Genomic DNA, 26,543 nt, shown 5'->3' with positions numbered 1-26,543 from the left:
AAAGATAGAGGTGTACAGATTGAAGAAATACCAAGAGATATTTACGACGAAAATTAATGAAAGTTTTGCGATGTTCAAGCAGCAGGACACGATACGAAAAGGAGATTTGTATCAGCTAGTCCATCAAATGAAAGGCACAGGAGCATCTATAGGTCTGAATACCTTGTCTGAAGTTGCAGAAGCCCAGCTGATCCGCATAGCGGAAATAGAAGGAGAACGTCTGCCGAAAGATATTTGGATGCCAGTCATAGAGGCAATCGAGGCAGTATTACAGCAGCAGGCTGAACTTCCTGCTAGACCACGGGAACTTATCAGGCAGGAGCCTTTATTATTAATATCCAGCAATAATGACTGGCTCATGCGAGCGAGAGAGCGTATCGAGAAGGAGGGGCTTCAAGTTATTGTAGCTGCGGACAAAGAACGTGCAATTGCGCATCTTTATGAAGCACATCCACTTATAACACTGGTAGATGGCAGCTGGCGAGAGCATATTACTAAGGAAGATACTGTCTATGTTCAGCAGAAGATGTTTTCCTTTGTTATGTTTATTGGCGGAAATCTTAAATTTGAGGAAAAGCAGCGTTATTTTCGGAATGGCATCACAGATATAATTGATCAGCATGAAGTGGATGAGTTGGTAATCGAAATCATTTTTAATCGTTTGAAACTTTTAGATACGATGGAGCAGCAAGTCATTGTCGATCCACTAACACAAGTATATAACCGTTCATTCTTAGCTGGCTTCCCGGCTGGTCGTGATTTGGAGTTTACATGTGCCGTGCTTGATATCGATAATTTTAAACAAGTGAATGATACATATGGTCATGCTAGCGGTGATATTGTCCTGCGGAATTTTGCTGCCTATTTGAAAGGCGCTGTGAGAGAAGAGGATTATGTCATCAGATATGGAGGAGAAGAGTTTCTTCTGCTCATGCCAGGCGTTAAGGGCGAGCTGGCAGCAAGCCGCTTGCGCAAGATCCTAGAGGGCTACATACACCAGCCGCATGAGTTGGCTCAGACAACTATCTATACATCCTTTACAGCTGGAGTGGCATCAATAGTAAGTGATGAACAATTATTACTGGAGCAGCTGATCGAGCAAGCAGACCAAGCGCTGTATTTCGGGAAGCGTAACGGAAAGCAGCAAGTAAATGTTTACGAATCTTGTCATCATAATATGGGAGAAGAGCCTTACAAATCTCTTTATCTATCGGTAGTAGATGATGATACTATCATTCGTTCCTTGCTTCAGGACAATCTGGAAGGATTACATATGGATGGGTACCGTGCTCAGCTAAGGGCTTTTGCAGACGGGAGCTCTTTATTAAACTCCGATTGGATCAGACAGGCGGGCAAGCACATTGTTCTCCTTGATGGTGTTATGCCGGATATGGATGGACTCGAAGTGCTGTCAGCTTTACGTACATATTCAAACGAAAAGAATTTGTTCGTTATGATGCTGACAGGCAGGCAGGATAACCAGGATGTAGTGAAAGCGCTGGAGCTTGGAGCGGACGACTATATGACAAAGCCATTTCATGTCGAAGAAGTGGCAGCCAGAATCAAAAGACTGACGCTCCGCACCTAAGAGGGGGAAATAAGATGGCAAGAATATTAGTGGCTGACGATGAAGAGGTATTGCGTATGTTAATTACTGATACTTTGGAAGAAGAAGGTCATGAGATTGAGAATGCAGTTGATGGAAACGAAGCACTGCAAAAAATGCAATCAGAAATCTATGATTTGGTGATTCTGGATAATATGATGCCCGGCAAGACAGGAATCGAGGTAGCCCAGTCGCTTTCAGCAGATTGGAAACGGAAATGTCCGATCATTATGCTGACGGCCAAGACACAGCAGGCTGATATTGAAGAGACGAAAAGAGTGGGTATTCCTTATTATATGGCGAAACCGTTTAGTCCAGCTCAGCTGATTTTGTTAGTAGAGGACATACTTAATGCCTAATTACTTTCGAAAATCGATTAAGAGGCAGTTCCTTTATATTCTTTTCTTTGTTCTGCTGGCAACAATGATAGGCATTGCAGCCTTCTTTTATATGCATTATTCCACCAATAAGCAATATGAGAACGAGCGGAATGTTTTGGTAGAGAAGCGAGGCGTTCTGCAGAATATTAAATCCGACTTCAGTGACATGGTATTCCATATGCGTGGCTATGCTCTTTATACAAATGATCAGGAAAGACAAAATGCAGAGAACTCCCACATATCGCTAGAGGATAACCTGGCTAAGCTAAGAACATTTGATCTTTCCTTGCAAGAACGTGAGAATCTGGCACGTCTCCAGAGTTTTGAGGCTATCTATTGGGATACCTATTATCCAGAGCTGCAGGAAGCTATTGAGTCAGATAATTTGCAGGTCATTACAGGTGATGTAGCAGATGAGCGGATAGACGAAATCAATGGTATCCTGCGTGTTACAGAAAACTTGAGACAGCATAACGAGGATGCTGTAACCGAATTGCATGATGAATTCATGCGGGATAACACGTGGGAATCTTATATGCTGTTTCTCTTTGTCCTACTTATATTCGGTATATTGTTATTCTTTAACCGACAGTTCACTCGGAATATAGGAAAGCCTTTGTATGATCTATCCAATGCTTCCTATGACGTAGCACAAGGGAAAAATGTAACTATTGCGCCGCTTGAGCGAAATGATGAAATTGGTATTCTGTCGGATGCATTCCGGGATATGACGAAGCGTATTCGAAATCGGGAACAGAATCTTTCCGAAAAGAATACGAAACTCACTGAACAGCAAGAACAGCTGGAGAGCTTCGTCAATGATCTGCGTAATTTGAACTGGGCATTGAATGAATCTTCGATGGTAATCGTACTGGATAACAAAGGGATAGTTACGCAGGTTAATGAGAATTTCAGTTCCATTTCTCTGTATCCGGAGAAAGAGCTAATCGGAAGGAGTCTTCTTGGGATTATCGCGCATGAAGAGAATACGACAGACATCAGGACAGTTTTTCCTGAGCTGTTTAAGGGTCACGCTTGGAGTGGCACATTGGAACATCTGAAAAAAGATGGTTCAAGCTATTGGGTCCATGCAACAATTGTGCCGTATTCAGATGAAGACAAGGTGATAGAACAGCTTATCGTGATCGAACAGGACATTACTCGAATTGTAGAGACGGAGAAGATGCTCCGAGACTCGTTGCGCGAGACCGAGGAGACAAAGCAAGGTATCGAACGAATGAATCGCATGAATAATACTTTATCCGTTACGATGGAGAAACAGGCACTCCTGGATACGATCATGAAAGAGTTAGCTGCTCTTTACCGGTATGATCATGGAGTCATTTTCATGACAGAGACTCCTGAGTGGGCAGCAATTGGGATTGCAAAACAATTTGAAGAGCCGGTAGCTGCGCATTTCCAGACTGTGATTCAACGTCTGGAAGGAAATCCAGAACCATTTATACTTGAAAGGCAAGCAGACAAAGGGGAAGCAGGTTATCGAGAAAACGGAATTTGTGAGGACCTGCATATTCCAGTGCAGAACTCTGCTGGAGAGCTGGTTGCAGTATTTATCTGTACAAGGTTCCAGCGGCCATTCCATGAGTCAGAACAGAGAGAATTGAATTGGATACTGAGACGACTCAGCTTATTCCTAGATAAGATCGAATCCTATGAGCTGACTGAATATAATAGACAGCTTAATCAGGATATCATCGATAATGTGAATGAAGGAATCCAGTTTGTTAGCAATACAGGCGAGCTACTGCAGTATAACGCCAATTGGCAGGCATACCTGCAGCTTGATGCCGTGCAATCCCGCCGGGACGCTTGCAATGAATATACGAGTTGGATGGAGTATAGCAGTGTATATATCGAGAACAAGGAAGAATACGAAACATATGTGAAACAAGCCATCTTCGAGGGGGAGCAGCCAGCGGGCGGACTGCGGCTGCGTGTTAGCGGCATGCAGAACAAAATACTGTTGCTCTATCATGTATCTATTAAACGACATGATGAGAAAATCGGTACCCTTTTTGTTTACCGTGATATTACTGCGGAATATGAAGTAGATCAGATGAAATCAAATCTTGTTAGTACGGTCAGCCATGAACTAAGAACACCGCTGGCAAGTGTACTCGGCTATACAGAGCTGATGATCACCAAGGATCTGAAACCTGAGCGCCAAGCGAGATACTTGCAAACGATTCATCAGGAAGCGACAAGGCTGACGAACCTGATTAATGATTTTCTGGACTTGCAGCGAATGGAAGCAGGAAAGGAAGAATATGTGAAAGAAAAACAGCCTTTCACACCAATTGTAGAGCAGGTGATCGAGAACTTCCAATCTACAAACACCAATCATAATCTTGTTCTCCAGCAGAATAGCGCTTACGATCATGTGAGTGTTGATCGGGACAAAATGATCCAGGTGCTAACGAATCTGTTCAGTAATGCCATTAAGTTCTCTCCGGAAGGCGGAGATGTGGTCGTTTCTGTTCAGCAGCAGGAGCATCAGCTTTATGTCCATATTTCGGATGAAGGTATCGGCATACCGGATCAAGAACTGGGGCGACTGTTCCAGAAATTCAATAGACTTGATAATTCCAGCAGCCGTAAAATTGGGGGTACTGGATTAGGTCTTGCAATTTGCAAAGAAATCGTTGAAGCTCATGATGGAAAAATCATGGTCAGATCAGCGGAAGGTGAGGGCAGTGTCTTTTCAATTGTTTTGCCATTGGTTGAGGCAGATAAGCATTTCCAGTCAGAAGTCGAATGCGGCCGCCAAATAATTCTGCTTGAGGATGATCGCAGTTTAGCGCTTCTTCTGGAGGATGAGTTGAAGGATGCTGGCTTTGATGTGAGTCGATTTATAACTGGAGAGGCACTGATCAAACAGCTGCCGTATTTAAAACCAGCAGCATTCGTAATTGATTTGATGCTTGGTGAAGGTTTGGATGGCTGGGATGTCATTCATGAAATCAAACAGCATCGAGAGCTAAAGCAAATTCCGATTTTTATTTCTAGTGCTATTCAGGAAATGGACAAGGCGAAGCACTATCAAATCAATCATTATTTGATCAAACCATACCCGCCGAATAAGCTGTCGACTGTTATTTTGCAATCAATCCTGCAGCATGGAAACAAAGGATTCATTGCATTTAAAAAGGAATAATATTAAAAAAGGCAGATCCGAAAAACGGATCTGCCTTTTTTGTTACTGGTCGAACTTCTGCTCGAATTCCTGCAATTGCTGCTTTTCTTCTGCAGATGCATCGTTGTATGCAGATTGGATAGCCTCTTGCGCTGTTGCAGAGTCATCCTGGCTTGGTTTATTAGTCAAGCCCTGCACTTTTTTCTTGGCTCTCTCGAAGAAGTTTTCCATCCTAAAACCCTCCATTATGGCTTTCTGATTGATGCTTCTTCACACTATCGCTGAAACGTTCGCGGTAGACGAAAACATCGTCATGCTGCCTCACCGATTGCGCTCCTTGACTTGTGAACCGTTTAGATTTACTTCTCTTACTCATTCGTTACCCCTCCGAACGTCTAAAGAAGTAAAAGCATAACCGGCTTTACCCGATTACGCTTTTATTTTGCTCCTTGCACGCAGGAATTATGATTTGTAAAAATTGTTAATTTGCCGGAACTTCGAGCTTTAGATAAGAATGAAGGAAGGATGCAATGCCATCCTCCATATTCGATCCTGTTGTATAGTTTGCAATCTCCTTCAATGGTCCGATTGCATTGCCCATTGCAACTCCTGCACCAGCATACTCAATCATTTCTAAATCATTGTCTTCGTCACCGAAGGCGATGATGTTTTTCTGCGGTATATCATAGTAATGGGAAATTTTCTGCAGTCCGACTGCTTTACTCAGGCCTTTGCGAATGATTTCGATGATGTGGTATGGTGCACCCCATCGTCGATGCTCAATTACTTCAGCATGCTCTTTTTCAAGCGACTCCCGGATGGAAGCAACTTGGTTTTCGTGCGGATAAATGAGCAAGGAAGTTGGATCATCTTGCAATGCCTGCTTCAAGCTGCCGACTTTAATCGGATCATCTTCTTCCTCCAAGTGGAACAAATCCAGTAAGTATTGGTCGAAGCGATCGATATATACATCATCCATCACTTCTGCAATTATATTTTTCACATCAAGTTTATTGCATGTGTCCACGATTTTACGTGCAGTACGGACCGGCATAGGGGAGTGGACAGCGTCCCATTTTTTATCATCCGGATGATGGATGAGCGCTCCGTTGAAATTCACCATCGGGGTAGTGAGCCCGAGTTCACGATAATATGCCAAGGAAGCACGGTGTGGTCTTCCTGTTGCGATAACGACAACATGACCAGCATGTATTGCTGCCGCTATGGCTTTCTTATTCTTTTCTGAGATGTGTTTATCATCAGTTAAAAGTGTTCCATCTAAATCAAGTGCTATCAAATGTTTTTCCATTTATTATCACCTCTATATTGTACATTATAGTGTATCCTTCTCTTACGTATCTGTAAAGAAATCGTCAAGACGAAGGAGTTTCGATTTACAAAAGCTGCCTGGACATACTAAGATGAAGCAGTAGGTATTGGAAAACGTTGAAGAGGATGAAGTAAATGATCGTCATTAAAGAAGAAGTTTGGAACGAGGTGCCATTGCTTCGCATAGAGCAAGCAGGTGCTGAAGATCAAGAACTTCCTGTGTTTACATATTTCCATGGTTTCACTAGTGCCAGGGAACATAATCTTCCAATTGCGTACATGCTCGCTGAAAAAGGCTACCGTGTACTTTTGCCGGATGCTCTTCACCATGGTATACGAGAAGACGGTGTTAGCAGCAACAAACGCCAGATGGAATTTTTCGCAATCGTAAAGGAAAATTTATATGATTTACAGCAGATTCATCAGTATGCATCTGAAAAAAGCTTAATACAGAATAATCGCTTTGCAATTGGCGGTACAAGTATGGGTGGTATCACGGCTTGTGCTGCGCTGACACAATTTGAGTGGATCCAGGCTGGTATGGTAATGATGGGATCTCCAAAGATTGCAGCATTTGCCCGCGGTATGGTGGATGCGGTAAAGAAATCCGGTGTTGAAATGAATATACCGGAGGAAGAATTGGACCAGTTGTTTACCTCTCTTGAGAGTATCGATCTATCCCTGCATCCGGAGGCAATTGGAGATCGGCCAATGTTCTTCTGGCATGGTGATCAAGATCCTGTTGTTCCGTATATACATTCCCGCAGTTTCTATGAGATGCTGGAATACGAAGCCGCAGATCAGGAGCAGTTCACGTATGTTACGGAAGCGGGATCCGGACACAAGGTTTCCAGAAAAGCGATGCTTGCTGGAACGGCATGGCTGGAGAAGGTACTGTAGCAGTTTATTTCTATTTTGACGAAAATATGTTTAAATAGATGCAGACAAACAGTTTCTTGAACTGGGATAAAGGAGGAGCAGGAATGGATCAAGCGTTGGAAGAGAATATGCTCGGTGCACTGGAAAACGTAATCGACCCTGAATTAGGAATAGATATCGTTAACCTTGGCCTAGTGTACGGAGTAGATATAGATGAAGATGGTACTGGTATTGTTACGATGACTTTGACTGCGATGGGCTGTCCGCTGGCTGGCCATATCGAACAAGATGTCAAACGGGTCCTTATGGATATTCCAGAAGTGAAGGAAACGAAAGTGAATATTGTATGGAGTCCGCCGTGGTCTAAGGACCGCATGTCTCGTTATGCGAAGATAGCGCTAGGGATTCCGGATTAATAAGTAGCCCTCTTGCTCTGCAAGAGGGCTTTTTTTTTGCACACAGGACACTTTCCCGGCATAGGCTGAGGGTGTAAAGGGGGAAGGTTCATCGTGACGAATTCTTATGAACAATCACATCCGCAGTCCCATCATATGATGGATATGTGTAAGCAGCATAAAAATCAATATGTTATTGTGCAGCTTATGGATGGCTATCAGATGGATGGCATCGTTTTGGATGTGGATGATGAGTATGTCCATCTCGCAATACCAGCAGATGAGCAGTATGATTATGTGGAAGAGGACGACGACGAATATCGCAATCCATACGGATACCCAGGCTACGGATACGGATATGGATATCCCGGCGGACGTTTTCGCAGGCTGGTATTACCGCTTGTAGGATTGGCAGCACTCAGTCTTATTCCATGGTAAAAGAAAAAACCTTGCCAAGTGGCAAGGTTTTATTCGTGTTCTTCTCCTTTTGGAAGAACAGCAGATACAGTCCATACACCTAGACTGAAGATGATTGTCATGACGATAACTAGTGACATATCGTATGGATCACCTGACATGCTCGTCAGCACAAACGCTGCGACAGCACTTAGGACGAAAGCCCAAATAATTGTTGCGACAAACCGCATTAGTATCACCTCTATTATTCACACATATACTTCTATCATAGCAGGTTCCGGTCAAAAAGAAAATGATTCTTGTGCAAATCCTCACATGGATAGGAGAAGTGAAATTCATGCATTTCCTCGTTAGTCAGTGTTATTCCTGGGAAGGGTATCATTTAGTCCAGGCATTATTGGAAGATGGTCATGAAGTGTCAGGTCTGCATGGGCAATCCTTATCAGATAGAGAGACGCATTTAAGTATGTATATAGGGCGTCATGCTATGTTCCGCGAAGGAGTGCAGGACACAGAGTATAAAGCGCATGTCAGTTTCTTCGGTACGGCGGAGAGAAGTGTTGAAAGCAAACACCATATAGATATTAGTTATGCTGCAGACGATACTCCTGAACTAGAAAAACAAATTCTGTTACCAATCTTATACGGTGAATGGATGGCAAGAGATGAGGAAGCAGTTCAATGGCATGGCAAACGGATTTTGTTTGATGACGAATATTTCCATAGAAATGCACTGCCAATCAAATCTGTGATGCAAACAATTAGCAAGCTGTTATCAGGAGATGGAAGCATGAACAATTATCGTTTTTATACAAAAGAGGTATGTCCGGAGCAGGAAGATCGAGCAGTTATTGCTCTCACACGTAATATAAAGGATGATTTATCTAGTTTACACAAACACTATGCACAATTCAGATTCTTTTATGAATAAGCCTGCTCCGTCCAGTCAATTCTTCATTTTTTCTTAATGAATTTTGTCGCGTGGTTTTTTAGGTGTTTTACATATGGAGAGAGCTGCTCATAAGTCTCCATGATTGTGCCTGCTGTCTCCATTAAATTGAATTCTTTTTTCGGTTCCTCTTTTTTTAATTCCTCTCGTTCCGGCTCTGGCTCTGAATTCCTTCTCTTTCCAAAAAGGAATTCATCCATACGTTCGTCTCTTCTCATCACCGCACCTCCATACGTTACAGTATGTTCGCAGACAACGTCTTGTCTATGTCTTTACCTAATTTATTGAAAGGGAAGATAGATTGTTTTTACTTAACAGCTTACAGAACACGAAAAATACGTTACAATATATCTCAGATTATGCACTTTATCATGGTCATTATTTTAATTAGACCAGTCAGAACAGCTTCAGCATGATTCTTTGCTGAAGAAGGAGGAAACAACGTATGGAAAAGAAAAGAGTAGTTGTCACGGGACTAGGTGCGGTGACACCAGTTGGAAATGACGCCGCTACAACGTGGCAGAATCTCTTGGAAGGTAAATCGGGTGTGGATGTCTTAACCCGAGTAAATAAAGATGATTACCCTGCGAAGGTTGCAGCGGAAGTAAAAGATTTCAATCCTGAAGATTATATGGAAAAGAAAGATGCAAAACGCATGGATCTTTTCACACAATATGCTGTGGCAGCGAGTAAGATGGCTGTCGAAGATGCGAATCTTGAGATTACAGACGAAAATGCAAATCGCATAGGAGTATGGATCGGTTCTGGTATTGGCGGAATGGGAACATATGAAGAACAGTTCGAGAAGCTAATGACTAAAGGGCCTCGTCGTGTTAGTCCATTTTTTGTACCAATGATGATACCGGATATGGCTTCTGGCCAAGTATCCATCCAGCTTGGTGCAAAAGGAATCAACTCTTGCTCGGTTACAGCTTGTGCATCCGGAGCGAACTCGATCGGAGATGCTTTCAAGGTAATTGAACGCGGTGATGCAGATGCAATGATCACAGGCGGATCGGAAGCACCTTTAACAAAAATGGCTTTCGCTGGCTTTTCAGCTGCCAAAGCACTTTCCTTTAATGATGATCCGAAGACGGCTAGCCGTCCATTTGATGCAAACCGAGATGGTTTCGTAATGGGAGAAGGAGCGGGTATTTTAATCTTAGAATCACTTGATTCCGCTTTGGAACGTGGTGCAACGATTTATGCAGAAATCGTCGGCTACGGAGCATCTGGTGATGCCTATCATATCACTGCGCCAGCTCCAGAAGGTGAAGGTGCTGTACGTGCGATGCGTCAGGCAATGGAAGACGCTGGGTTGCAAGCAGATGATATCGACTATGTTAATGCACATGGGACAAGCACAGAGCTAAACGATAAATTTGAAACAGCCGCTTTAAAACAGCTTCTAGGAGATCATGCTTATCAGACAGCTATTTCTTCGACGAAATCAATGACAGGACATATGCTTGGTGCTGCTGGAGCAGTAGAAGCGATTATTTGTGTCAAAGCAATCCAAGACGGTATGATTCCACCAACAATCAATCAGATGGAGAAAGATCCGCTTTGTGATTTGGATTATGTACCAAACGTGAAACGTGAGAAGAAAGTTCGCGCCGCTTTGAGTAATTCCCTTGGTTTCGGCGGCCACAATGCTGCACTTGTATTCAAGCAATATCAGTGATTTAGAGAACCTCCTAATTCTTAGGGGGGTTTTTTATTTTTTCAATCATATAATACAAGAATAAATCTTTGCTGGTTGGTCATAATGTATCCTACTACAAGCCACACGGCACGCGCTCCCTACACCCAATGGTTTTAGCTGCATGCAAGCGCGTACCGGAGTCGGATTAGCAGAATCGAAAAGCAAAGTGAGGGTTATCTATGTTATTTATGCATGATATTTGGGTGAACTGGTTTGAAGGAGAAGAGAATGGCTATAATGTATGCTCCTTTCATGAATGGCGAAAGGAAGACGGCATCGAACTGCTCGATCAGGTACCGCTGCTCTACATAGAAGATGCGCTGTTCGCATACATCGAAAATGATTTGAGGGAGCTTCCAAAGCCAATGTTAGACATGATTCACCGGAAAGCGTTCCTTCGCAAGAATCAAGAGCGAATCGCCATCGACTATGCTTGCATTGTAACGAACGGAAAAGCAATCCTTGCAATCGATACGATGGGGTATATCACGCCTGTCAGAAAAAGCAGGCTAATTCCCCGGCAGGAGCGGCTAGTTTACCAGATGATTGAAGATGCTCATCCCGAAATCTTTAACTGGCAGGAAGAAGAGGAAAAGAAAGAGTACCACATCCTATCCCTGAAACCCGATTTAATGGTTGGACTCACAAGAAAAGAGAGACAGCTGAAGCAGCTTCTAATGATGACGATGGATCAGCTAGAGACGAGTGAGAATTTGGAACAGGTCAGATACTGGCTCACAGAATGGAAACCTGAGGAGTATCATATGAATCGTTCACTAGCATTTCAGGAAGCATGGCAGAAGCTATACGATGGAGTTTCCGTAGGATGGAGCAAGAAGCAAGAAGAGCTATGCGAAAAGATGGTAAAAGGCCAGCCTTTCTACGAAAAACTATGGGAGCTTGAACAAAATGATCAGGCAAAAACTTCATAAAAAATAACCGGCAGTTAGCTGCCGGTTATTTTTTATTTTCCGCGACCTAATCCCATCGCTTTTTTTGCTTTGCGTAATGTTTTGTTTGCAACTGCTTGTGCGCGTTCTGCGCCCTTATCAAGCACTTCATCCAAGGCATCGCTTTCCATCCATTCGTAATAACGCTGCTGGATAGGAGATAGCATGTTAACGACTGCATCCGCAACCGCTTGTTTGAATTCACCATACCCGCTGTCTGCAAATTCCTGTTCGCTTTTCTCGATTGTCTTATTTGTTGCAACCGAATAGATTGTAAGCAAGTTGCTGACACCCGGTTTGTTTTCTTTATCATAGCGAACGATGCCCTCGGAATCGGTAACCGCACTCTTGATTTTCTTCTCGATTTGCTTCGGTTCATCCAGGATGAAAATAGAAGCTTTTAAATTCGCATCGGATTTACTCATCTTCTTCGTCGGTTCTTGCAGGGACATGATCCGTGCACCGACTTTCGTGATTTGGATATCCGGTACAGTAAAGATATTATTGAAACGGTTGTTGAAACGTTCTGCTACATTGCGAGTCAGCTCCAAATGCTGCTTCTGATCATCGCCGACCGGAACGATATCCGTATTGTATAGAAGAATATCGGCAGCCATAAGCGGTGGATACGTTAGTAAAGCAGCTGAAACACCATCCTTACCATCGGATTTATCTTTGTACTGTGTCATGCGTTCCAATTCACCGATATAGCTGATCGATTGGATCATCCATCCTAGCTGCGTATGCGCAGGTACTTCGGATTGAATGAAGAGAACGGATTTCTCTGGATCGATTCCAGCAGCTAAATAGAGTGCTGCAAGAGAACGGATCTGCTGTTTCAGCTTTAATCTGTCCTGCGGTACAGTGATCGCATGTTCATCAACAATACAGAAGTAGCATTGGTTCTCTTCCTGCAGAGCAGGAAATTGGCTAAGTGCGCCGATGTAGTTGCCCAGTGTCAAGCTGCCGCTTGGCTGGATACCTGAAAAAATTGTTTTCATCTTAAATCATCCTCCTAAAAAAAGACACAAAAAAATCCATTCGCTGCCTGCATTTGCTGCAGGGACGAATAGACCGCGGTGCCACCCTAATTATCCTTCTAAATGAAGGATCACTTGATGCAGTTAACGCCTGCTTAAACGGCGGGAGACAATCCCGCAGCTCCAAAAACCCAATTTCCGCTACCCATGGTGCTTGTTCCCACCAGCCACAAGCTCTCTTAAACCAGAGGAGTACCGTACTATATTTCCTTCGTCGCTTTTATAATCCTGTTAGTTATTCATTATATGCATCTTGCGACCGGTTTGCAAGCTGGTCTCTCAGATGAGGTAGTAGATCGCAAGAAGGATGAGTAAAATTCCGATAAGTACAAATGTCTGGAATCGAATATAGGAAAGAAAAGTGCGATTCACCCATTCAGACGGAGCTCCATTCTCATCAAAATCATAAAGACCGCGACTTGTAAATTTACCAAACTTACGGAAACTGTAAACAATCCCGTCCAGGACCCGGCCTTTAATGACTACCAAGATCAACGTGACTACAAAATAGAAGAAAGCCACATAAAATACTGCATTTATAAGATGAAATAAATCTTTTGCATCTCCTGTCAGGAAGACAGTGAGAGTAATGAGCAAATTGATGACTAGTAAAATCCAATTCCATTTCCCCAAAATATTACCCGCCTTACAATATAGTTTTAAAAGCAAGTATATCATACCTAGGTAAATGATAATTTGTAAATAGATTCCCTTCCGCACCTGTGGCGTATTTAGTACTAGTTGAATTGATTCAATTGTGTAAAAAGCATAAAATTTAAGCAAATTTAATGAAAATAAACTAGTTAATAAGTCCTATTTTTTGTTATGAAAATGCAATGTTTTCGCACTTTTGTAAAATTGCTATAAATTTAGGGGTGCACAAATTGTGAGAAAACTTGTATAATTCTAATTGCGAACAAGTTGTTCGTAGAAAAGTGATAAAATTTAGAATTTTTGGGGAGGTCATGTTTTACATGAGAAAGACGAACTGGTTATTACTTGCACTTGTTTTAGTTCTTAGTTCTTTCCTTGCAGCATGTTCGGGCGGTTCTAGCAGTTCCGGCGGCAGCGGAGGAGACAGTGGCAGCGGAGACAGCGCTTCAGGCTCTGCAAACGGCGATCAAATTTTCAATATGCCTATCACTGATGAGATCCCATCCATGGATCCATCTAAAGTTGAGGATGCCCTGGGTATCCAATGGGTTTCCGAGGTTATGGAGGGTCTATACCGTTTAGATGAAAACGGAAAACCTGTTCCAGGTATGGCTGATGGCGAACCTGAAATCAGTGAAGATGGTTTGACTTATACATTCAAGATTAAAGACAATGCTGAATGGAGCAATGGTGAACCAGTAACAGCGCAAGACTTCGTATACGCTTGGCAGCGTGCTGTTGATCCAGCTACAGCTTCTGAATATGGTCCATATATGATGGGCGGCGTTGTAAAGAACGCTACACAGATCTCTTCAGGAGAAATGGATCTTGAAGAACTGGGAGTACAAGCGGAAGACGATAAGACATTGGTAGTAGAACTTGAAAAAGAAGTTCCATACTTCCAGTCCATGACTACTTTTGCTACATTCTTCCCACTTAATCAGAAATTCGTTGAAGAGCAAGGAGATCAGTTCGGTCTAGAACCAGAAAACATCCTTTCCAACGGACCTTTTGAAATGACAGAGTGGAATCACTCTCAAAGCATGAAATTCGTGAAAAACGAAACATATTGGGATGCTGAAACAGTTCAGCTTGAAGAGTTGAACCTGACAGTTGTTAAAGATACATCAACTGGTGTAAACCTTTACGAAACTGGCGAACTTGACAGAGCAGGATTGAGTGCTGACTTTGTTGATCAGTACATCAACGATGCTAACTTCATCACTGAACCAGAACCGACTGTATTCTACTTGAAAATGAACCAAAAACGCGGTGGCGAAGATGATACACCATTCGCTAACGAAAATGTACGTAAAGCAGTTGCGCAAGCAATTAATAAAGAAGACTATGTTAACGTAATCCTAAACAACGGATCTACTGTAATTGACGGCCTAATGCCTGCAGATTTCGTATCTGGCCCAGACAATAAAGATTTCCGTGAAACAAACGGGTCCCTTCTTCCTTATGACCTAGAAGCTGCACAAGCTGCTTGGGAAAAAGCGAAAGAAGAGCTTGGCACAGATGAAATTACAATTGAAATGCTAGGTGATGACGGCGACACAGCTGCCCAAACATCTGCATACTTTAAAGACCAGTTGGAGAAAAACCTTCCTGGCCTAACAGTTGAAAACAAACAAGTACCATTCAAACAGCGTCTAGAGCTTGATAATGCACAAGATTACGATCTTCAAGTAGCTGGTTGGGGTCCTGACTATGTGGATGCAAACACGTTCATGAACCTTTGGGTGACTGACGGTGCTAACAATGGTATGAGCTACTCCAGTGAAGAGTATGACGCATTGATTGAATCTGCTAACGGCGAACATGCTGGCGATCCAGAAGCTCGTTGGAACGACTTCCTTGAAGCTGAAAAATTATTGATGGAAGACGCAGCGATTGCACCACTTTATCAGCGTTCCCGCTCTGCTTTGCAAAGTCCGAAAGTCCAAAACGTATTCAAAAACGCTTCTGGTCCTGACTACGAGTACAAGTGGGCATACGCAGATAATGCGGCTGCTGAACAATAATAATTTCATAGTCTTTTAACTGAATAAGGTATAAAAGGCAAGAGAGAGTATATCCAACTTGATTGGCTTATACTCTCTTTTACCTGTTAACGCGCATTTTGTCGGATAATAACAAATTTTCAAAATTTAAGGAGGACAAGAGCTATGGGTAAATATATCGCACAGCGCATAGGCTATATGCTTATCACCCTATTCCTGATTGCTACCATTTCATTCTTCCTGATGCACTTCCTGCCAGGGACGCCAATTACGAATGAAAATAAATTATCACCAGAACAAAGAGAAATTATCTTGGAAACGTATGGATTAAATGATCCACTGCCAGTTCAATATGTAAAATATATGGGTGGACTAGTTACAGGTGATTTGGGAGTTTCTTTCCAATATGACAACCGTGGTGTAACGCAAATATTGATGGATAGAATAGGACCTTCTATGCAGTTAGGAGCACAGGCACTATTGATTGGTACAATCCTTGGAGTCCTTCTCGGACTGGTAGCAGCAATCTACCATAATGGTTTCATGGATTACACATCAACAATCGTTGCCGTTTTGGGAACATCTATCCCTTCATTCGTATTTGCGGCATTGTTGCAGTATGTACTTGCTGTACAGTTGGGCTGGTTCCCTGTAGCAACGTGGGAAGGATTCAGTTATACAATACTTCCTACGATAGCACTGGCGATATTCCCAATGGCCACCTGCGCAAGGTTTGTCAGGACAGAGATGATTGAGGTACTTGGCGAAGAGTATATTACAACTGCAAGAGCTAAAGGTTTGAAAGGCTCAGCTATCATTTTCAAGCATGGTATCCGTAATGCGCTCATTCCTTTGATTACGGTATTAGGCCCATTAGCAGTTGGCTTGCTTACCGGAACGTTGGTTATCGAAAAAGTATTTGCTGTACCAGGTATCGGTCAGCAGTTCGTAAGCTCGGTTACAACAAACGATTTCCCTATTATCATGGGAACTACACTTCTATTTGCTGTATTCTTTATTGTAATGCTTCTGATTATCGATATCCTTTACGGATTGATTGATCCTCGAATCAGACTGGCTGGAGGTAAATAACATCATGGAGAATCCTAAAAAGAACGTTGATAAGAATTTATTTCAGCTAGCCAACCGTCCCGAGGAACAAGGGGATAAGATAGCAAGACCAAGTACTACGCTATTACAGGATGCTTTCAGAAGTCTTAGAAGAAATGTGTTCGTGATGATATCTATCATCTTGCTTGTATTTATCCTTGCAATGAGTATCATCGTACCTATGGTGTCTGATCATAGCTATACTGAGCAAGATCTGAATGCTTCCCTTATGAAACCGCGTGTACCTGGCTTGGAGAAAATGGGTATCTTTGACGGTAAAGAAACAAAGAACTTCGTTGGTAATAATGTACAAGCTGCAACGCAAAAAGCAAATGTAGCTTATGACAATGCTTCCGATTATATGGATGTTGAAGTTGTAAGTGAAGGGAACGGTTCTCCTAACTCTGCGGAAGTTAAGGTAACTTACGACAAATACGGAGCAAAAGACATGGCAGACGACTATTATTACTTTGGTACAGACCGACTTGGCCGTGACCTATGGGTACGTGCTTGGCAAGGTACCCGTATTTCCTTGCTAATCGCTTTTGTTGCTGCTGCAATTGATTTGGCTATCGGTGTTGCGTATGGCGGTATCGCTGGTTACTTTGGCGGAAGAGTAGATAATTACTTGATGCGATTCTTGGAAGTAATTGTTGGTTTACCGAACTTGGTAGTCGTAATTCTAATGATTCTAATACTAGACCCTGGATTATGGGCCATTATCATTGCGCTGTCGATAACAGGATGGACGAGTATGGCCCGAATTGTACGGGGTGAGGTACTGAAACTAAGAGGGCAGGAATATGTATTGGCTGCTCGCACACTTGGTGCTTCTAACTCGAAAATAATCGGCAAACACTTAATACCGAACGTTTCTGGGTTAATCATTGTTAATACAATGTTTACAATCCCATCTGCTATATTCTTTGAGGCTTTCCTAAGCTTCATTGGTTTAGGCTTGCCAGCTCCAGATGCTTCCCTAGGTACGCTTATCAATGATGGTTTCACATCCATCCTGATTACGCCGCACGTTATTATCTGGCCGGCTATCTTGATTTCTTTGATTATGATTTCCTTCAATATCCTAGCAGACGGACTACGCGATGCGTTTGATCCGAAGATGCGTAACTAATTAAAGGCGGTGAACCGAGATGGAAAAAATTCTTGAAGTGAAAGATTTGAAAGTCTCCTTCAAAACACATGGGGGAGAGGTACAAGCGGTTCGCGGAGTTACCTTCGATCTTCACAAAGGAGAGACACTCGCAATCGTAGGTGAGTCTGGTTCAGGAAAATCTGTAACAACAAAAACACTCATGGGTCTGCTCCCAAAGCCCCATGGCTTTGTAAAAGAAGGCAGCATTACCTTCGACAATAAAGATATTACGAAACTAAAAGAATCAGAACTTCAAAAGATCCGCGGGAAAGACATCTCAATGATCTTCCAGGATCCAATGACTTCCTTGAACCCGACTATGAAAGTCGGAACGCAAATCATGGAAGGCTTGATCAAGCACCAAAATATGGGCAAAGCAGAAGCACGTGAGAAAGCAATAGAGCTGATGAATTTGGTGCAAATTCCGAATCCTGAAGCTCGGATGAAACAATATCCGCATCAATTCTCAGGTGGTATGCGTCAGCGTGTCGTAATTGCTATTGCGCTGGCATGTAATCCAAGAGTTTTGATTGCCGATGAACCGACAACTGCATTGGATGTAACTATTCAAGCTCAGATTCTAGAATTGATGAAAGACATTCAAAAGAAAGTAGATACATCTATCATCTTCATTACTCATGATCTGGGTGTCGTTGCCAACGTAGCAGACCGAGTAGCAGTAATGTATGCTGGGAAGATCGTTGAGATCGGAACAGTTGATGAAGTGTTCTACAATCCGAAACACCCGTACACATGGGGTCTGCTCGGTTCCATGCCGACACTTGAGAGTGACGAAGAGGAACTGTTTGCAATTCCGGGTACACCTCCTGATTTGATTGCACCTCCAAAAGGGGATGCCTTTGCAGCGCGTAACAAATTCGCGCTTGAAATTGACTTTGTCGAACAGCCGCCTATGTTCAAGGTGTCCGATACGCATTATGCAGCGACATGGCTTTTGCATGAAGATGCACCGAAGGTCGAGCCGCCTGAGTCAGTGAAGAAGCGGATCGAGTCAATGGACCATTCTGAGGAGGCGACGCGATAATGAGTCAGGAAAAATTACTTGAGATCAAGAATCTGAAGCAGCATTTCAAACTTGGAAGAAATAACGTCGTCAAAGCAGTCGATGGATTGACGTTTGATATTTATAAAGGGGAGACATTCGGACTTGTAGGCGAGTCAGGCTGTGGTAAATCTACAACTGGTCGCTCTATCATCCGTCTGTACAACTCCACAGATGGTGAAGTGCTTTTCAAAGGAGAAAACGTCCAAGGAAAGAAGAACAAATCTGAGTTGAAGAAATTCAACCGTCAGATGCAAATGATTTTCCAGGATCCGTATTCTTCCTTGAACCCGCGTATGACTGTTATGGATATCATTGCAGAAGGTATCGATATTCATGGCCTAGCGAAAAACGCTGAAGAACGAAAAGCAAAAGTTTACGAATTGCTGGAAACAGTTGGTTTGAATAAAGAGCATGCCAACCGCTATCCGCATGAATTCAGCGGTGGTCAGCGTCAGCGTCTTGGTATCGCCCGCGCCTTGGCAGTAGACCCAGAATTTATCATTGCTGATGAGCCGATTTCAGCGCTTGATGTATCAATTCAGGCACAGGTTGTCAACTTGATGAAGCAGCTTCAAAAGGAAAAAGGACTCACTTACCTGTTCATCGCCCATGACCTTTCAATGGTAAAATACATCAGTGATCGAATTGGTGTTATGTACTTCGGTAAACTAGTTGAGCTTGCAGATGCAGAGGAGCTTTATAAGAATCCAGTGCATCCGTATACACGCTCCCTTCTTTCCGCGATTCCGCTTCCGGATCCAATCTACGAGCGCAATCGTAAACGTATCGTATATGATCCAAGTCAGCATGATACGAGCGAAGAGCCTGAATTCCGTGAGATTAGTCCAAGACATTGGGTATTGTGCACTTCGAAGGAATTTGAGGAATACAAAAAAGAAAAACAGAACACTGTTACAAACTAATGTGCAAAACCGCAGCCATGAGCTGCGGTTTTTTTGTGTTATTTTAGGTTTGCTCCATGAAAAAATAGGTTAAGTAGGAAGAGGAGGTATAATCCGACATAAACTTGGTGATTTCGTCAAAGACTTGGGAAAACAGGTTTCATCTGCCAAATATCTCCCTTATAATGAAACTAACTACCAAATAGGAGATTGATAGAATGGGAAAATTCAAGAAGTCGATGATGAGTGCAGCACTTGTTGTTACAGCGTTAATGCCAACAGCTGCGTTTGCAGCTAATGAAGGAGAGCAATTGGAAGGAAAGCAGCTTACTGCCCGTTCCTCGACTGTCGAAACATATGAAGTGCCGCAAGTAATGAAACGATTTACATATTCATCAGATTTATCCTTTGAGTATCCCGATGCTGTCAGAGGTATATATGTGACAGGACCTAGTGCAGGGGGAGCGAAATTCGACAGCTTGGTGAAGATGGTGGACGAAACAGATCTCAATGCAATGGTCATCGATATTAAGGACGATCATGGTAACATTACATACACGCCTGATAAAAAATCTCCATACTACGACATAGCACAAAACTACATAGACGACCCGCAAAAGATGCTGAAGGAATTAGAGAAGCATAAGATATATCCGATTGCCCGTATTGTCGTGTTCAAAGATACGTTATTAGCCGAGAAGAAGCCAGAGCTATCCTTCCGCAATCCGGACGGCAGCGTGTGGAAGAATGGACGCGGGGAAGCATTCGTCAGTCCGTTTCAGCATGAAGTATGGGAATACAATGTGGAGCTGGCAAAGGAGGCTGCTATGATGGGCTTCCAGGAGATTCAGTTTGATTACGTCCGATTCCCGGAAGGATTTGAGACGAAGGACGATGAACTACAGTATGACCTTGGGGATTATACTAATGAAGATACAGACAATGTACAGAAACGCGTGAATGCCGTAACTGATTTTGTAGCATATGCAAAAGAGGAATTATCCAACTATGATGTCCAGACATCGGTTGATATATTTGGCTACGCAGCGACTCTGGAGGAAGCACCGGGGATCGGGCAGAACTTCTCTAAAATTTCATCTAATGTCGATGTCATTTCTTCGATGATTTATCCGAGCCACTGGACGTCTTACTTCGGATTGGATGTTCCGAATGATCACCCATATGAACTGACGGCTGAATATGCCAAAGTGGAGAATGACGTGTTAGGTAAGCTTGAGAACAAACCAGTATCAAGACCGTGGATTCAGGATTTCGAAGCACCATGGGTGTCCTCTAAACAGTATGGCAAGCAGGAAGTAGAAGATCAGATTCGTGCGCTAAATGAGAATGGAATCGATGAATTTCTCATTTGGAATGCAGCGAACAACTATACAGAAGGTGTCGATTTTACACCATAATTCGAAACAGCCTCTCTTTTGGGAGGCTGTTTTGTTTATGTAGAGTGTTCGCGGGTATAACTATGATATACATTCGCTGAAGGAGCTGCCTTATGAATTGGTATGAGAAACTGAGCAAGTATTTTCCGATAGAAGAAATGAAATCGAAGGAGCATATGGAATTACTGTTGAAAGAGAAGGCTGATGTATATTTCAAGGATGAGAGCGAAGAGCATGTCCTGATGTATGCAGAATTCGACCATTTTCTATTTATCGATTATGTATATGTCGCTGCTAAAACACGCGGACAAGGCATCGGAGGCAAGCTTATTGATAAGCTGAAGAAACGCGCAAAGCCAATTCTGCTAGAAGTGGAACCGCTGCAGTATGAGGATTCTGATTCCCAAAAACGTCTTCGTTTCTACGAAAAACAAGGATTCCAGCACGCCAAGATGATTGGCTATAACCGCCGTTCCCTTGCCACAGCAGAGGAGAATCCGATGGAAATCCTGTACTGGGCGCCAAATGGGGAGACAGAGGAGGAGATATTCGCTGCAATGAGGGATATGTACGAACAGATTCATACTTACAAGGATAAACAGCTGTATGGAGAGTCCTATCAGGAATCTGATGAAGTGTTGACATTTTCTAAAGATACGGAGAAGGATAGTATTTTTGATACATTGAAAGAAAATCAAAAATAACTTATTAAAATGGGTTTTAAACCTTTTAGGCAGGGTAAATAGGAACCATAACACCGTTGCATACGTATATTTGTGTAAAAACTGTGGTATCTTTCAGGAAGTCTTTTAATAACTTGACCACTGTAGTATACTTGTACATAGAGAGATTAAATTAAAATTATTTTAAATAAAATCTTTCCATGGGCAAAGAAATAGAAACATATTCTGTATTGAGGAGTGAAGTTTAATGGTAACACTTTATACCTCACCAAGTTGTACATCTTGCCGCAAAGCTAAAGCTTGGTTAGAAGAGCACGATATTCCGTTCACAGAGAGGAACATCTTCTCCGAGACATTATCACTTGATGAAATCAAGGAAATCCTGCGTATGACAGAAGATGGTACAGATGAGATCATCTCTACACGCTCAAAGGTTTTCCAAAGCCTAAATATGAACTTAGATCAATTACCATTGAAGAAGTTATATAGCTTGATTCAAGAAAACCCAGGTCTATTGCGACGTCCGATCATCCTTGATGAGAAGCGTTTGCAGGTAGGCTACAATGAGGATGAAATTCGCCGCTTCTTGCCAAGAACTGTGCGTACATTCCAGTTGCGTGAAGCACAGCGTATGGTCAACTGACCTTATACAGACAAAGGACGTGGATCCATTGGGATCTGCGTCTTTTTTCTTTCCAGCTTCCCTTGGATGACAAATTATCTGAAATGCGCTACAATGGACAGAATCCTTCTAAGGGCATTCGCCTTTTTTCGGCAATCTTAAGCCTTTCTGTTTTCCTTACGGGAGGATTTATCATAAAATAGAAATACACACAGAAAAAGTTAGATTGAGGGTAAGGGAATACGGGAAGTGTAAAGGCAAGAGGGCGTTTTTCACCTGCCACTTTACTGGAGGGAGAGAAAACCATGGAAATAGAAAGAATAAATGAAAATACAATTAAATTTTTTATATCTTATATAGATATTGAAGATCGCGGCTTTGATAAAGAAGATATTTGGTATAACCGTGAACGAAGTGAGCAATTGTTCTGGCAGATGATGGATGAAGTCAATTATAAAGAGGACTTCAATGTCGAGGGGCCGCTATGGATTCAAGTGCAGGCCATGGATAAAGGATTGGAAATTGTCGTAACAAAGGCTCAGCTATCTAAAGATGGAGAAAGTTTAGAGCTGAACGTCGATGATAAAACAATTCAATCTTCTGTAGAGGAGAAAGTCGATTCTGTCCTCGAGGAAAAATTCGGCTCACATCAGCAAGATGGGGAAGAAGAGGATGAAGAGGAATTATCCTTCGTTATTCAATTCCGTGACTTTGAGGATGTGATTCAGCTTAGCCACTACTTTGAAGAGACGTATGGCATCGAAAACAGATTATTCCATTACAAAGACAGATATATGCTGTATGTAGAATTCGATGACACTATTCTTGGAGATGATGAGCAGGAAGATGTTCTAAGTCAGATCCTTGAATTCGGCTATGATTCCCAGACAACGATTTATCGATTGGAAGAATACGGCAAGGTGATATTCGCTGAAAACGCACTTACTAACGTGAAGCAATACTTCCCTCGTAAATAGACATTCATTACAGAATGTCTATTTTTTTGTGCTTAAATTTGCTTTTTTGGTCAGTTTTTCAGCGCTGGCAATTTCTTGATATATACTAAACTCAAGGAGGTGATAGATATGTTGCAGGCACAGTTAGAGGATGGCAGACTCATCCTGCTTGCTGCACATCAAAGAGAGCAAATCCATAATTTTAGAAAGCGGCGTTTTCTCTGTCCAGCCTGCAGAAAGTCAGTCATCATACGTGCTGGCAAGAAGGTTATTCCTCATTTCGCACATGAACAAATCCACGACTGCGAGCTGGACGGAACCGGGGAGAGTTTATACCATATGCGAGGTAAGCTGCAGCTGTTTTATTGGCTGAAAAAGCAAGGCTATGCTGTCAAATTGGAGGAATGCGTAAAAGAATCGGCTAGACGTCCAGACTTGCTGCTGCATGCCCCTAGTGGAAGAGAGCTAGCTATTGAATATCAATGTGCATCCATATCGGATGAAGAGCTGCTGCGACGTAATGAAGCATATGAGCGAAATGGAATTATTCCCATATGGATTCTAGGAGGAAATCGTTTAAAACGTACATCTACTTATATGCTCGACCTGCCGAAACGAGAACAGCGCTTCCTAATGCAACACAAGCAGAGCATGCCTTTACAGCTATTATATTATTGTTCAAACACTGAGACTTTGTGTAACGTCCAGCATATTCTCCTTACAGGTAAAAAACAGACTATCGGTCAGTTCTTTTTCCGTCCACTCCAGAGATTACGTTTCCCCCAATTATTCCATACCCTCCCGAAAAAACTTCTAGAAATCAATCAGGCATGGCATAGTATCCAAGCAAGAGCGATAGCGAAACCGCTAACATTTGCTTCTGCTCCTATAAAGCGCTGGGTAACACGATTGTATGATAACGGATTGCTGCTACAAGATATTCCACTATATATTTTGCAGCCTGTTGAATCCCAGTATCAAATGTCTGTGCCACCATATATTTGGCAGACTGATTTGTGGCTTGAGCAATTGGATCACATACCTGTCATGGAAAGCGTATCTCTCAATCGGCTAGTGTATGTCTGCAGAAAATGGGAAGTCAATACAAATCCGTTTGCCATATCTTCCAATAAACATCCCGTGGAATCATACATGCAGCGTCTATGCCAGCACGGCTGGTTCGATCAAATTGATTCCGAGACCTTTGTAAAGAAAAAGGGATTATCTCTATTCTGAGGGATATTCTTCGCATGATTCTCATGCTTTTATATATAATATAAGAGAGAAAATGCTTATAGTTGAAGGATTTTCCCTAATAAAATTCGAAATAGTTATTGGAACAGAAAAGGTAAGCAGCATTGGAGGAGGATGTTCGTGTCAAAATCAGCTAAATCTTTACCAAAACGAAGCGAGGTACCAGTAGAAAACACTTGGAACCTAGAGAATATATTCGCAACAGATGACCTGTGGGAGGAAGAGCGCAAAGCATTGTCTGAGGATGGAGATAAGATTTCTGCATTCCAAGGCAAGCTTGAAGAATCCGCAGACACGCTGTATAAGATGTTCAAACTACAGGATGAATTATCTGAGCGTATCGGCAAGCTTTATACATACGCGCATATGCGTTATGACCAGGATACGACGAACGGGCATTATCAAGCACTGCAATCAAAAGCGGAGTTATTGATTACGCAGATCTCAAGTAAGATGAGCTATATTGTTCCAGAGTTACTTGCAATCGATGAGAGCCGCATCCAATCGTTCCTGAAAGAAAATGATGATCTTAAAGTGTACGAGCATACCTTGAACGAAATCAGCCGTCAGCGTGCGCATGTGCTGTCTGAGAAGGAAGAGACATTACTTGCTCAAGCTTCCGAAGTGACCGATAATGGCTCTGCTACCTTTGGTATGCTTAACAACGCAGATTTAACTTTCCCGAGCATCAAGAATGAAGAAGGGGAAGAAGTTGACGTTACGCATGGCCGTTATGTCACATTCCTTGAATCGAAGGATCAGCGTGTCCGCCGTGACGCATTCAAGTCCATGTATGATACATTCGGTCAATTCCGCAATACTTTTGCTTCAACACTTTCAGGTACAGTGAAGAAGAATAACTTCTACGCGAAAGTAAGGAATTATGAGTCAGCCCGTCAGTCTGCGCTGGATAATAATAAAATTCCTGAACAGGTTTATGATAACCTCGTAGAAGCTGTCAATGAGCGTCTGCCGTTGCTTCATCGTTATGTGGCACTCCGCAAGAAGGTGCTTGGTATTGATGACTTGCATATGTATGATCTTTACACACCGCTAGTGAAAGATGTCGACATGAAAGTGTCATATGACGAAGCGAAGGATTTCGTTCTTAAAGGACTGGAGCCATTAGGTGAAGAATATCAGTCTATCCTGAAGGAAGGCTTTGAGAACCGCTGGGTTGATGTGGAAGAGAACAAGGGGAAACGCAGTGGTGCGTACTCATCAGGAGCGTATGGAACAAACCCTTATATCCTGATGAACTGGCAGGATAACGTCAATAATCTGTTCACGTTGGCACATGAGTTCGGACATTCGGTGCATAGTTATTATACACGCAAAAATCAGCCATACAGATATGGTAACTATTCCATTTTTGTTGCCGAGGTTGCATCTACGTGTAATGAAGCTTTGCTGAATGAATATATGATCAATAACGTGGATGATGAGCAAGAGAAGCTGTATTTGCTGAATCACTTCCTTGAAGGATTCCGCGGCACTGTTTTCCGTCAGACGATGTTTGCTGAGTTTGAGCATATGATTCATAAGCATCAGCAGGACGGTGAAGTGCTTACAGCAGAGAATCTGACGTCCATGTATTATGATTTGAACAAGAAATACTTCGGCGAGGGTTTAACAATCGATGAAGAAATCGGTTTGGAATGGGCACGAATTCCTCATTTCTACTACAATTACTATGTATATCAATATGCTACAGGCTACGCAGCTGCTACTGCACTATCTGCTAAGATCCTTGAAGAAGGACAGCCTGCTGTTGATAAATATGTAGGATTCCTCAAGGCTGGAAGCAGCGACTATCCAATTGAAGTACTGAAGTCCGCTGGAGTAGATATGACGAATAAACAGACTATCCTGTCTGCACTCGATGTATTCGAGGAGAAACTGGACGAAATGGAAAAACTATTGCAGAAATAAAAAG

27 protein-coding genes and 1 other annotated feature are annotated in these 26,543 nt (G+C 42.6%); of the genes, 20 read left to right on the top strand and 7 right to left on the bottom strand.

Annotation, left to right across the window (positions count from 1 at the left end; genetic code table 11):
- Positions 1 to 19 precede the first annotated feature (19 nt).
- From CHH48_RS12530 to CHH48_RS12520, 3 genes are read left to right on the top strand one after another with little or no spacing between them, the layout of a single operon-like run.
- Entirely contained in the window at positions 20 to 1,588 is a 1,569-nt protein-coding gene (locus CHH48_RS12530) for a GGDEF domain-containing response regulator (RefSeq protein WP_095219486.1), read from the top strand.
- Positions 1,589 to 1,602: 14 nt separating this feature from the next.
- Positions 1,603 to 1,965 (top strand): response regulator transcription factor, encoded by a 363-nt coding sequence (locus CHH48_RS12525; protein ID WP_095219485.1) that lies wholly within the window; start codon positions 1,603 to 1,605, stop codon positions 1,963 to 1,965.
- Positions 1,958 to 5,161, top strand: coding sequence for an ATP-binding protein (locus CHH48_RS12520; RefSeq protein WP_095219484.1), 3,204 nt, complete (start codon positions 1,958 to 1,960; stop codon positions 5,159 to 5,161). The genes CHH48_RS12525 and CHH48_RS12520 overlap by 8 nt, the downstream gene beginning before the upstream one ends.
- Before the next feature lie 42 nt (positions 5,162 to 5,203).
- On the opposite strand, the gene CHH48_RS19345 is transcribed toward CHH48_RS12520, so the two are convergent.
- The 3 genes from CHH48_RS19345 to CHH48_RS12515 all read right to left on the bottom strand — a co-directional run bounded on the left by CHH48_RS19345 (position 5,204) and on the right by CHH48_RS12515 (position 6,449).
- Positions 5,204 to 5,371, bottom strand: a complete 168-nt coding sequence (locus CHH48_RS19345; RefSeq protein ID WP_141230070.1) for a DUF3813 family protein — start codon at positions 5,369 to 5,371, stop codon at positions 5,204 to 5,206.
- A gap of 1 nt (position 5,372) precedes the next feature.
- The gene (locus tag CHH48_RS19585) at positions 5,373 to 5,516 is read right to left on the bottom strand and encodes a hypothetical protein (protein WP_170937469.1); all 144 of its coding nucleotides are present in this window, start codon (positions 5,514 to 5,516) and stop codon (positions 5,373 to 5,375) included.
- 105 nt (positions 5,517 to 5,621) lie between these two features.
- Positions 5,622 to 6,449, bottom strand: coding sequence for a Cof-type HAD-IIB family hydrolase (locus CHH48_RS12515; protein ID WP_095219483.1), 828 nt, complete (start codon positions 6,447 to 6,449; stop codon positions 5,622 to 5,624).
- A 155-nt stretch (positions 6,450 to 6,604) separates the two neighbouring features.
- Between CHH48_RS12515 and CHH48_RS12510 the strand changes: the two genes are divergently transcribed.
- The 3 genes from CHH48_RS12510 to CHH48_RS12500 all read left to right on the top strand — a co-directional run bounded on the left by CHH48_RS12510 (position 6,605) and on the right by CHH48_RS12500 (position 8,181).
- Entirely contained in the window at positions 6,605 to 7,369 is a 765-nt protein-coding gene (locus CHH48_RS12510) for a prolyl oligopeptidase family serine peptidase (protein WP_095219482.1), read from the top strand.
- An 83-nt stretch (positions 7,370 to 7,452) separates the two neighbouring features.
- Positions 7,453 to 7,764 carry a metal-sulfur cluster assembly factor gene (locus CHH48_RS12505; protein ID WP_038559343.1) on the top strand — a complete coding sequence of 104 codons (312 nt, stop codon included), beginning with the start codon at positions 7,453 to 7,455 and terminating at the stop codon, positions 7,762 to 7,764.
- A 93-nt stretch (positions 7,765 to 7,857) separates the two neighbouring features.
- Positions 7,858 to 8,181, top strand: coding sequence for a hypothetical protein (locus CHH48_RS12500; protein ID WP_245840376.1), 324 nt, complete (start codon positions 7,858 to 7,860; stop codon positions 8,179 to 8,181).
- Positions 8,182 to 8,210: 29 nt separating this feature from the next.
- Here CHH48_RS12500 and CHH48_RS12495 read toward each other — a convergent pair whose 3' ends face one another.
- Complete coding sequence (locus CHH48_RS12495) at positions 8,211 to 8,390, bottom strand: DUF2929 family protein (protein ID WP_095219481.1); 180 nt, start codon at positions 8,388 to 8,390, stop codon at positions 8,211 to 8,213.
- 107 nt (positions 8,391 to 8,497) lie between these two features.
- Here CHH48_RS12495 and CHH48_RS12490 point away from each other — a divergent pair, with 107 nt between their 5' ends.
- Positions 8,498 to 9,091, top strand: coding sequence for a hypothetical protein (locus tag CHH48_RS12490; RefSeq protein WP_095219480.1), 594 nt, complete (start codon positions 8,498 to 8,500; stop codon positions 9,089 to 9,091).
- Between the two features lie 23 nt (positions 9,092 to 9,114).
- Here CHH48_RS12490 and CHH48_RS12485 read toward each other — a convergent pair whose 3' ends face one another.
- Entirely contained in the window at positions 9,115 to 9,327 is a 213-nt protein-coding gene (locus CHH48_RS12485) for a hypothetical protein (RefSeq protein WP_095219479.1), read from the bottom strand.
- Between the two features lie 227 nt (positions 9,328 to 9,554).
- Between CHH48_RS12485 and fabF the strand changes: the two genes are divergently transcribed.
- Positions 9,555 to 10,793, top strand: a complete 1,239-nt coding sequence (fabF, locus tag CHH48_RS12480) for a beta-ketoacyl-ACP synthase II (protein ID WP_095219478.1) — start codon at positions 9,555 to 9,557, stop codon at positions 10,791 to 10,793.
- Between the two features lie 200 nt (positions 10,794 to 10,993).
- Positions 10,994 to 11,746: a YjbA family protein gene (locus tag CHH48_RS12475; protein WP_095219477.1), complete on the top strand. Its 753-nt coding sequence runs from the start codon at positions 10,994 to 10,996 to the stop codon at positions 11,744 to 11,746.
- 32 nt (positions 11,747 to 11,778) lie between these two features.
- Here CHH48_RS12475 and trpS read toward each other — a convergent pair whose 3' ends face one another.
- Together trpS and CHH48_RS12465 are read right to left on the bottom strand one after the other, a co-directional pair.
- The gene (gene trpS / locus CHH48_RS12470) at positions 11,779 to 12,765 is read right to left on the bottom strand and encodes a tryptophan--tRNA ligase (protein WP_095219476.1); all 987 of its coding nucleotides are present in this window, start codon (positions 12,763 to 12,765) and stop codon (positions 11,779 to 11,781) included.
- A 57-nt stretch (positions 12,766 to 12,822) separates the two neighbouring features.
- Positions 12,823 to 13,028, bottom strand: a binding site (T-box leader).
- Positions 13,029 to 13,083: 55 nt separating this feature from the next.
- Positions 13,084 to 13,437, bottom strand: coding sequence for a DUF3899 domain-containing protein (locus CHH48_RS12465; RefSeq protein ID WP_176466437.1), 354 nt, complete (start codon positions 13,435 to 13,437; stop codon positions 13,084 to 13,086).
- Positions 13,438 to 13,778: 341 nt separating this feature from the next.
- Between CHH48_RS12465 and CHH48_RS12460 the strand changes: the two genes are divergently transcribed.
- From CHH48_RS12460 to pepF, 11 genes are all read left to right on the top strand, one after another.
- Positions 13,779 to 15,485 carry a peptide ABC transporter substrate-binding protein gene (locus CHH48_RS12460; protein WP_095219474.1) on the top strand — a complete coding sequence of 569 codons (1,707 nt, stop codon included), beginning with the start codon at positions 13,779 to 13,781 and terminating at the stop codon, positions 15,483 to 15,485.
- A gap of 144 nt (positions 15,486 to 15,629) precedes the next feature.
- The gene (gene opp3b / locus CHH48_RS12455) at positions 15,630 to 16,556 is read left to right on the top strand and encodes an oligopeptide ABC transporter permease (protein ID WP_095219473.1); all 927 of its coding nucleotides are present in this window, start codon (positions 15,630 to 15,632) and stop codon (positions 16,554 to 16,556) included.
- Between the two features lie 4 nt (positions 16,557 to 16,560).
- Entirely contained in the window at positions 16,561 to 17,706 is a 1,146-nt protein-coding gene (opp3C, locus tag CHH48_RS12450) for an oligopeptide ABC transporter permease (protein WP_095219472.1), read from the top strand.
- Between the two features lie 19 nt (positions 17,707 to 17,725).
- A complete protein-coding gene (locus tag CHH48_RS12445) occupies positions 17,726 to 18,772 on the top strand; it encodes an ABC transporter ATP-binding protein (RefSeq protein WP_095219471.1) in 1,047 nt (348 codons plus the stop codon).
- Entirely contained in the window at positions 18,772 to 19,716 is a 945-nt protein-coding gene (locus CHH48_RS12440) for an ABC transporter ATP-binding protein (RefSeq protein WP_095219470.1), read from the top strand. The genes CHH48_RS12445 and CHH48_RS12440 overlap by 1 nt, the downstream gene beginning before the upstream one ends.
- A 197-nt stretch (positions 19,717 to 19,913) precedes the next feature.
- Positions 19,914 to 21,113 carry a putative glycoside hydrolase gene (locus tag CHH48_RS12435; RefSeq protein WP_095219469.1) on the top strand — a complete coding sequence of 400 codons (1,200 nt, stop codon included), beginning with the start codon at positions 19,914 to 19,916 and terminating at the stop codon, positions 21,111 to 21,113.
- A 92-nt stretch (positions 21,114 to 21,205) separates the two neighbouring features.
- Positions 21,206 to 21,796 carry a GNAT family N-acetyltransferase gene (locus CHH48_RS12430; protein WP_095219468.1) on the top strand — a complete coding sequence of 197 codons (591 nt, stop codon included), beginning with the start codon at positions 21,206 to 21,208 and terminating at the stop codon, positions 21,794 to 21,796.
- A 226-nt stretch (positions 21,797 to 22,022) separates the two neighbouring features.
- The gene (spxA, locus tag CHH48_RS12425; RefSeq protein WP_038559379.1) at positions 22,023 to 22,418 is read left to right on the top strand and encodes a transcriptional regulator SpxA; all 396 of its coding nucleotides are present in this window, start codon (positions 22,023 to 22,025) and stop codon (positions 22,416 to 22,418) included.
- Between the two features lie 284 nt (positions 22,419 to 22,702).
- Entirely contained in the window at positions 22,703 to 23,374 is a 672-nt protein-coding gene (gene mecA, locus CHH48_RS12420) for an adaptor protein MecA (protein ID WP_095219467.1), read from the top strand.
- Positions 23,375 to 23,482: 108 nt separating this feature from the next.
- Positions 23,483 to 24,589, top strand: a complete 1,107-nt coding sequence (locus CHH48_RS12415) for a competence protein CoiA (protein ID WP_095219466.1) — start codon at positions 23,483 to 23,485, stop codon at positions 24,587 to 24,589.
- A gap of 132 nt (positions 24,590 to 24,721) precedes the next feature.
- Positions 24,722 to 26,539, top strand: a complete 1,818-nt coding sequence (gene pepF, locus CHH48_RS12410; RefSeq protein WP_095219465.1) for an oligoendopeptidase F — start codon at positions 24,722 to 24,724, stop codon at positions 26,537 to 26,539.
- Positions 26,540 to 26,543: the final 4 nt, after the last annotated feature.

It is taken from the genome of Terribacillus saccharophilus (genome assembly GCF_002272075.1).
GTDB classification, from domain to species: domain Bacteria; phylum Bacillota; class Bacilli; order Bacillales; family Amphibacillaceae; genus Terribacillus; species Terribacillus saccharophilus_A.
The sequence above is the reverse complement of the archived record's forward strand: the minus strand, read 5'-3'. Positions and strand labels throughout refer to the sequence as shown.

Coding starts and splice junctions, on each gene's coding strand:
- CHH48_RS12475 (WP_095219477.1), top strand. CDS start 10,994: ATGTTATTTATGCATGATATTTGGGTGAACTGGTTTGAAGGAGAAGAG.
- CHH48_RS12490 (WP_095219480.1), top strand. CDS start 8,498: ATGCATTTCCTCGTTAGTCAGTGTTATTCCTGGGAAGGGTATCATTTA.
- pepF (WP_095219465.1), top strand. CDS start 24,722: ATGTTCGTGTCAAAATCAGCTAAATCTTTACCAAAACGAAGCGAGGTA.
- mecA (WP_095219467.1), top strand. CDS start 22,703: ATGGAAATAGAAAGAATAAATGAAAATACAATTAAATTTTTTATATCT.
- CHH48_RS12495 (WP_095219481.1), bottom strand. CDS start 8,390: ATGCGGTTTGTCGCAACAATTATTTGGGCTTTCGTCCTAAGTGCTGTC.
- CHH48_RS12430 (WP_095219468.1), top strand. CDS start 21,206: ATGAATTGGTATGAGAAACTGAGCAAGTATTTTCCGATAGAAGAAATG.
- CHH48_RS12520 (WP_095219484.1), top strand. CDS start 1,958: ATGCCTAATTACTTTCGAAAATCGATTAAGAGGCAGTTCCTTTATATT.
- opp3C (WP_095219472.1), top strand. CDS start 16,561: ATGGAGAATCCTAAAAAGAACGTTGATAAGAATTTATTTCAGCTAGCC.
- CHH48_RS12435 (WP_095219469.1), top strand. CDS start 19,914: ATGGGAAAATTCAAGAAGTCGATGATGAGTGCAGCACTTGTTGTTACA.
- CHH48_RS19585 (WP_170937469.1), bottom strand. CDS start 5,516: ATGAGTAAGAGAAGTAAATCTAAACGGTTCACAAGTCAAGGAGCGCAA.
- trpS (WP_095219476.1), bottom strand. CDS start 12,765: ATGAAAACAATTTTTTCAGGTATCCAGCCAAGCGGCAGCTTGACACTG.
- fabF (WP_095219478.1), top strand. CDS start 9,555: ATGGAAAAGAAAAGAGTAGTTGTCACGGGACTAGGTGCGGTGACACCA.
- CHH48_RS12505 (WP_038559343.1), top strand. CDS start 7,453: ATGGATCAAGCGTTGGAAGAGAATATGCTCGGTGCACTGGAAAACGTA.
- CHH48_RS12415 (WP_095219466.1), top strand. CDS start 23,483: ATGTTGCAGGCACAGTTAGAGGATGGCAGACTCATCCTGCTTGCTGCA.
- CHH48_RS12485 (WP_095219479.1), bottom strand. CDS start 9,327: ATGAGAAGAGACGAACGTATGGATGAATTCCTTTTTGGAAAGAGAAGG.
- CHH48_RS19345 (WP_141230070.1), bottom strand. CDS start 5,371: ATGGAAAACTTCTTCGAGAGAGCCAAGAAAAAAGTGCAGGGCTTGACT.
- CHH48_RS12440 (WP_095219470.1), top strand. CDS start 18,772: ATGAGTCAGGAAAAATTACTTGAGATCAAGAATCTGAAGCAGCATTTC.
- spxA (WP_038559379.1), top strand. CDS start 22,023: ATGGTAACACTTTATACCTCACCAAGTTGTACATCTTGCCGCAAAGCT.
- CHH48_RS12460 (WP_095219474.1), top strand. CDS start 13,779: ATGAGAAAGACGAACTGGTTATTACTTGCACTTGTTTTAGTTCTTAGT.
- CHH48_RS12525 (WP_095219485.1), top strand. CDS start 1,603: ATGGCAAGAATATTAGTGGCTGACGATGAAGAGGTATTGCGTATGTTA.
- CHH48_RS12445 (WP_095219471.1), top strand. CDS start 17,726: ATGGAAAAAATTCTTGAAGTGAAAGATTTGAAAGTCTCCTTCAAAACA.
- CHH48_RS12510 (WP_095219482.1), top strand. CDS start 6,605: ATGATCGTCATTAAAGAAGAAGTTTGGAACGAGGTGCCATTGCTTCGC.
- CHH48_RS12515 (WP_095219483.1), bottom strand. CDS start 6,449: ATGGAAAAACATTTGATAGCACTTGATTTAGATGGAACACTTTTAACT.
- opp3b (WP_095219473.1), top strand. CDS start 15,630: ATGGGTAAATATATCGCACAGCGCATAGGCTATATGCTTATCACCCTA.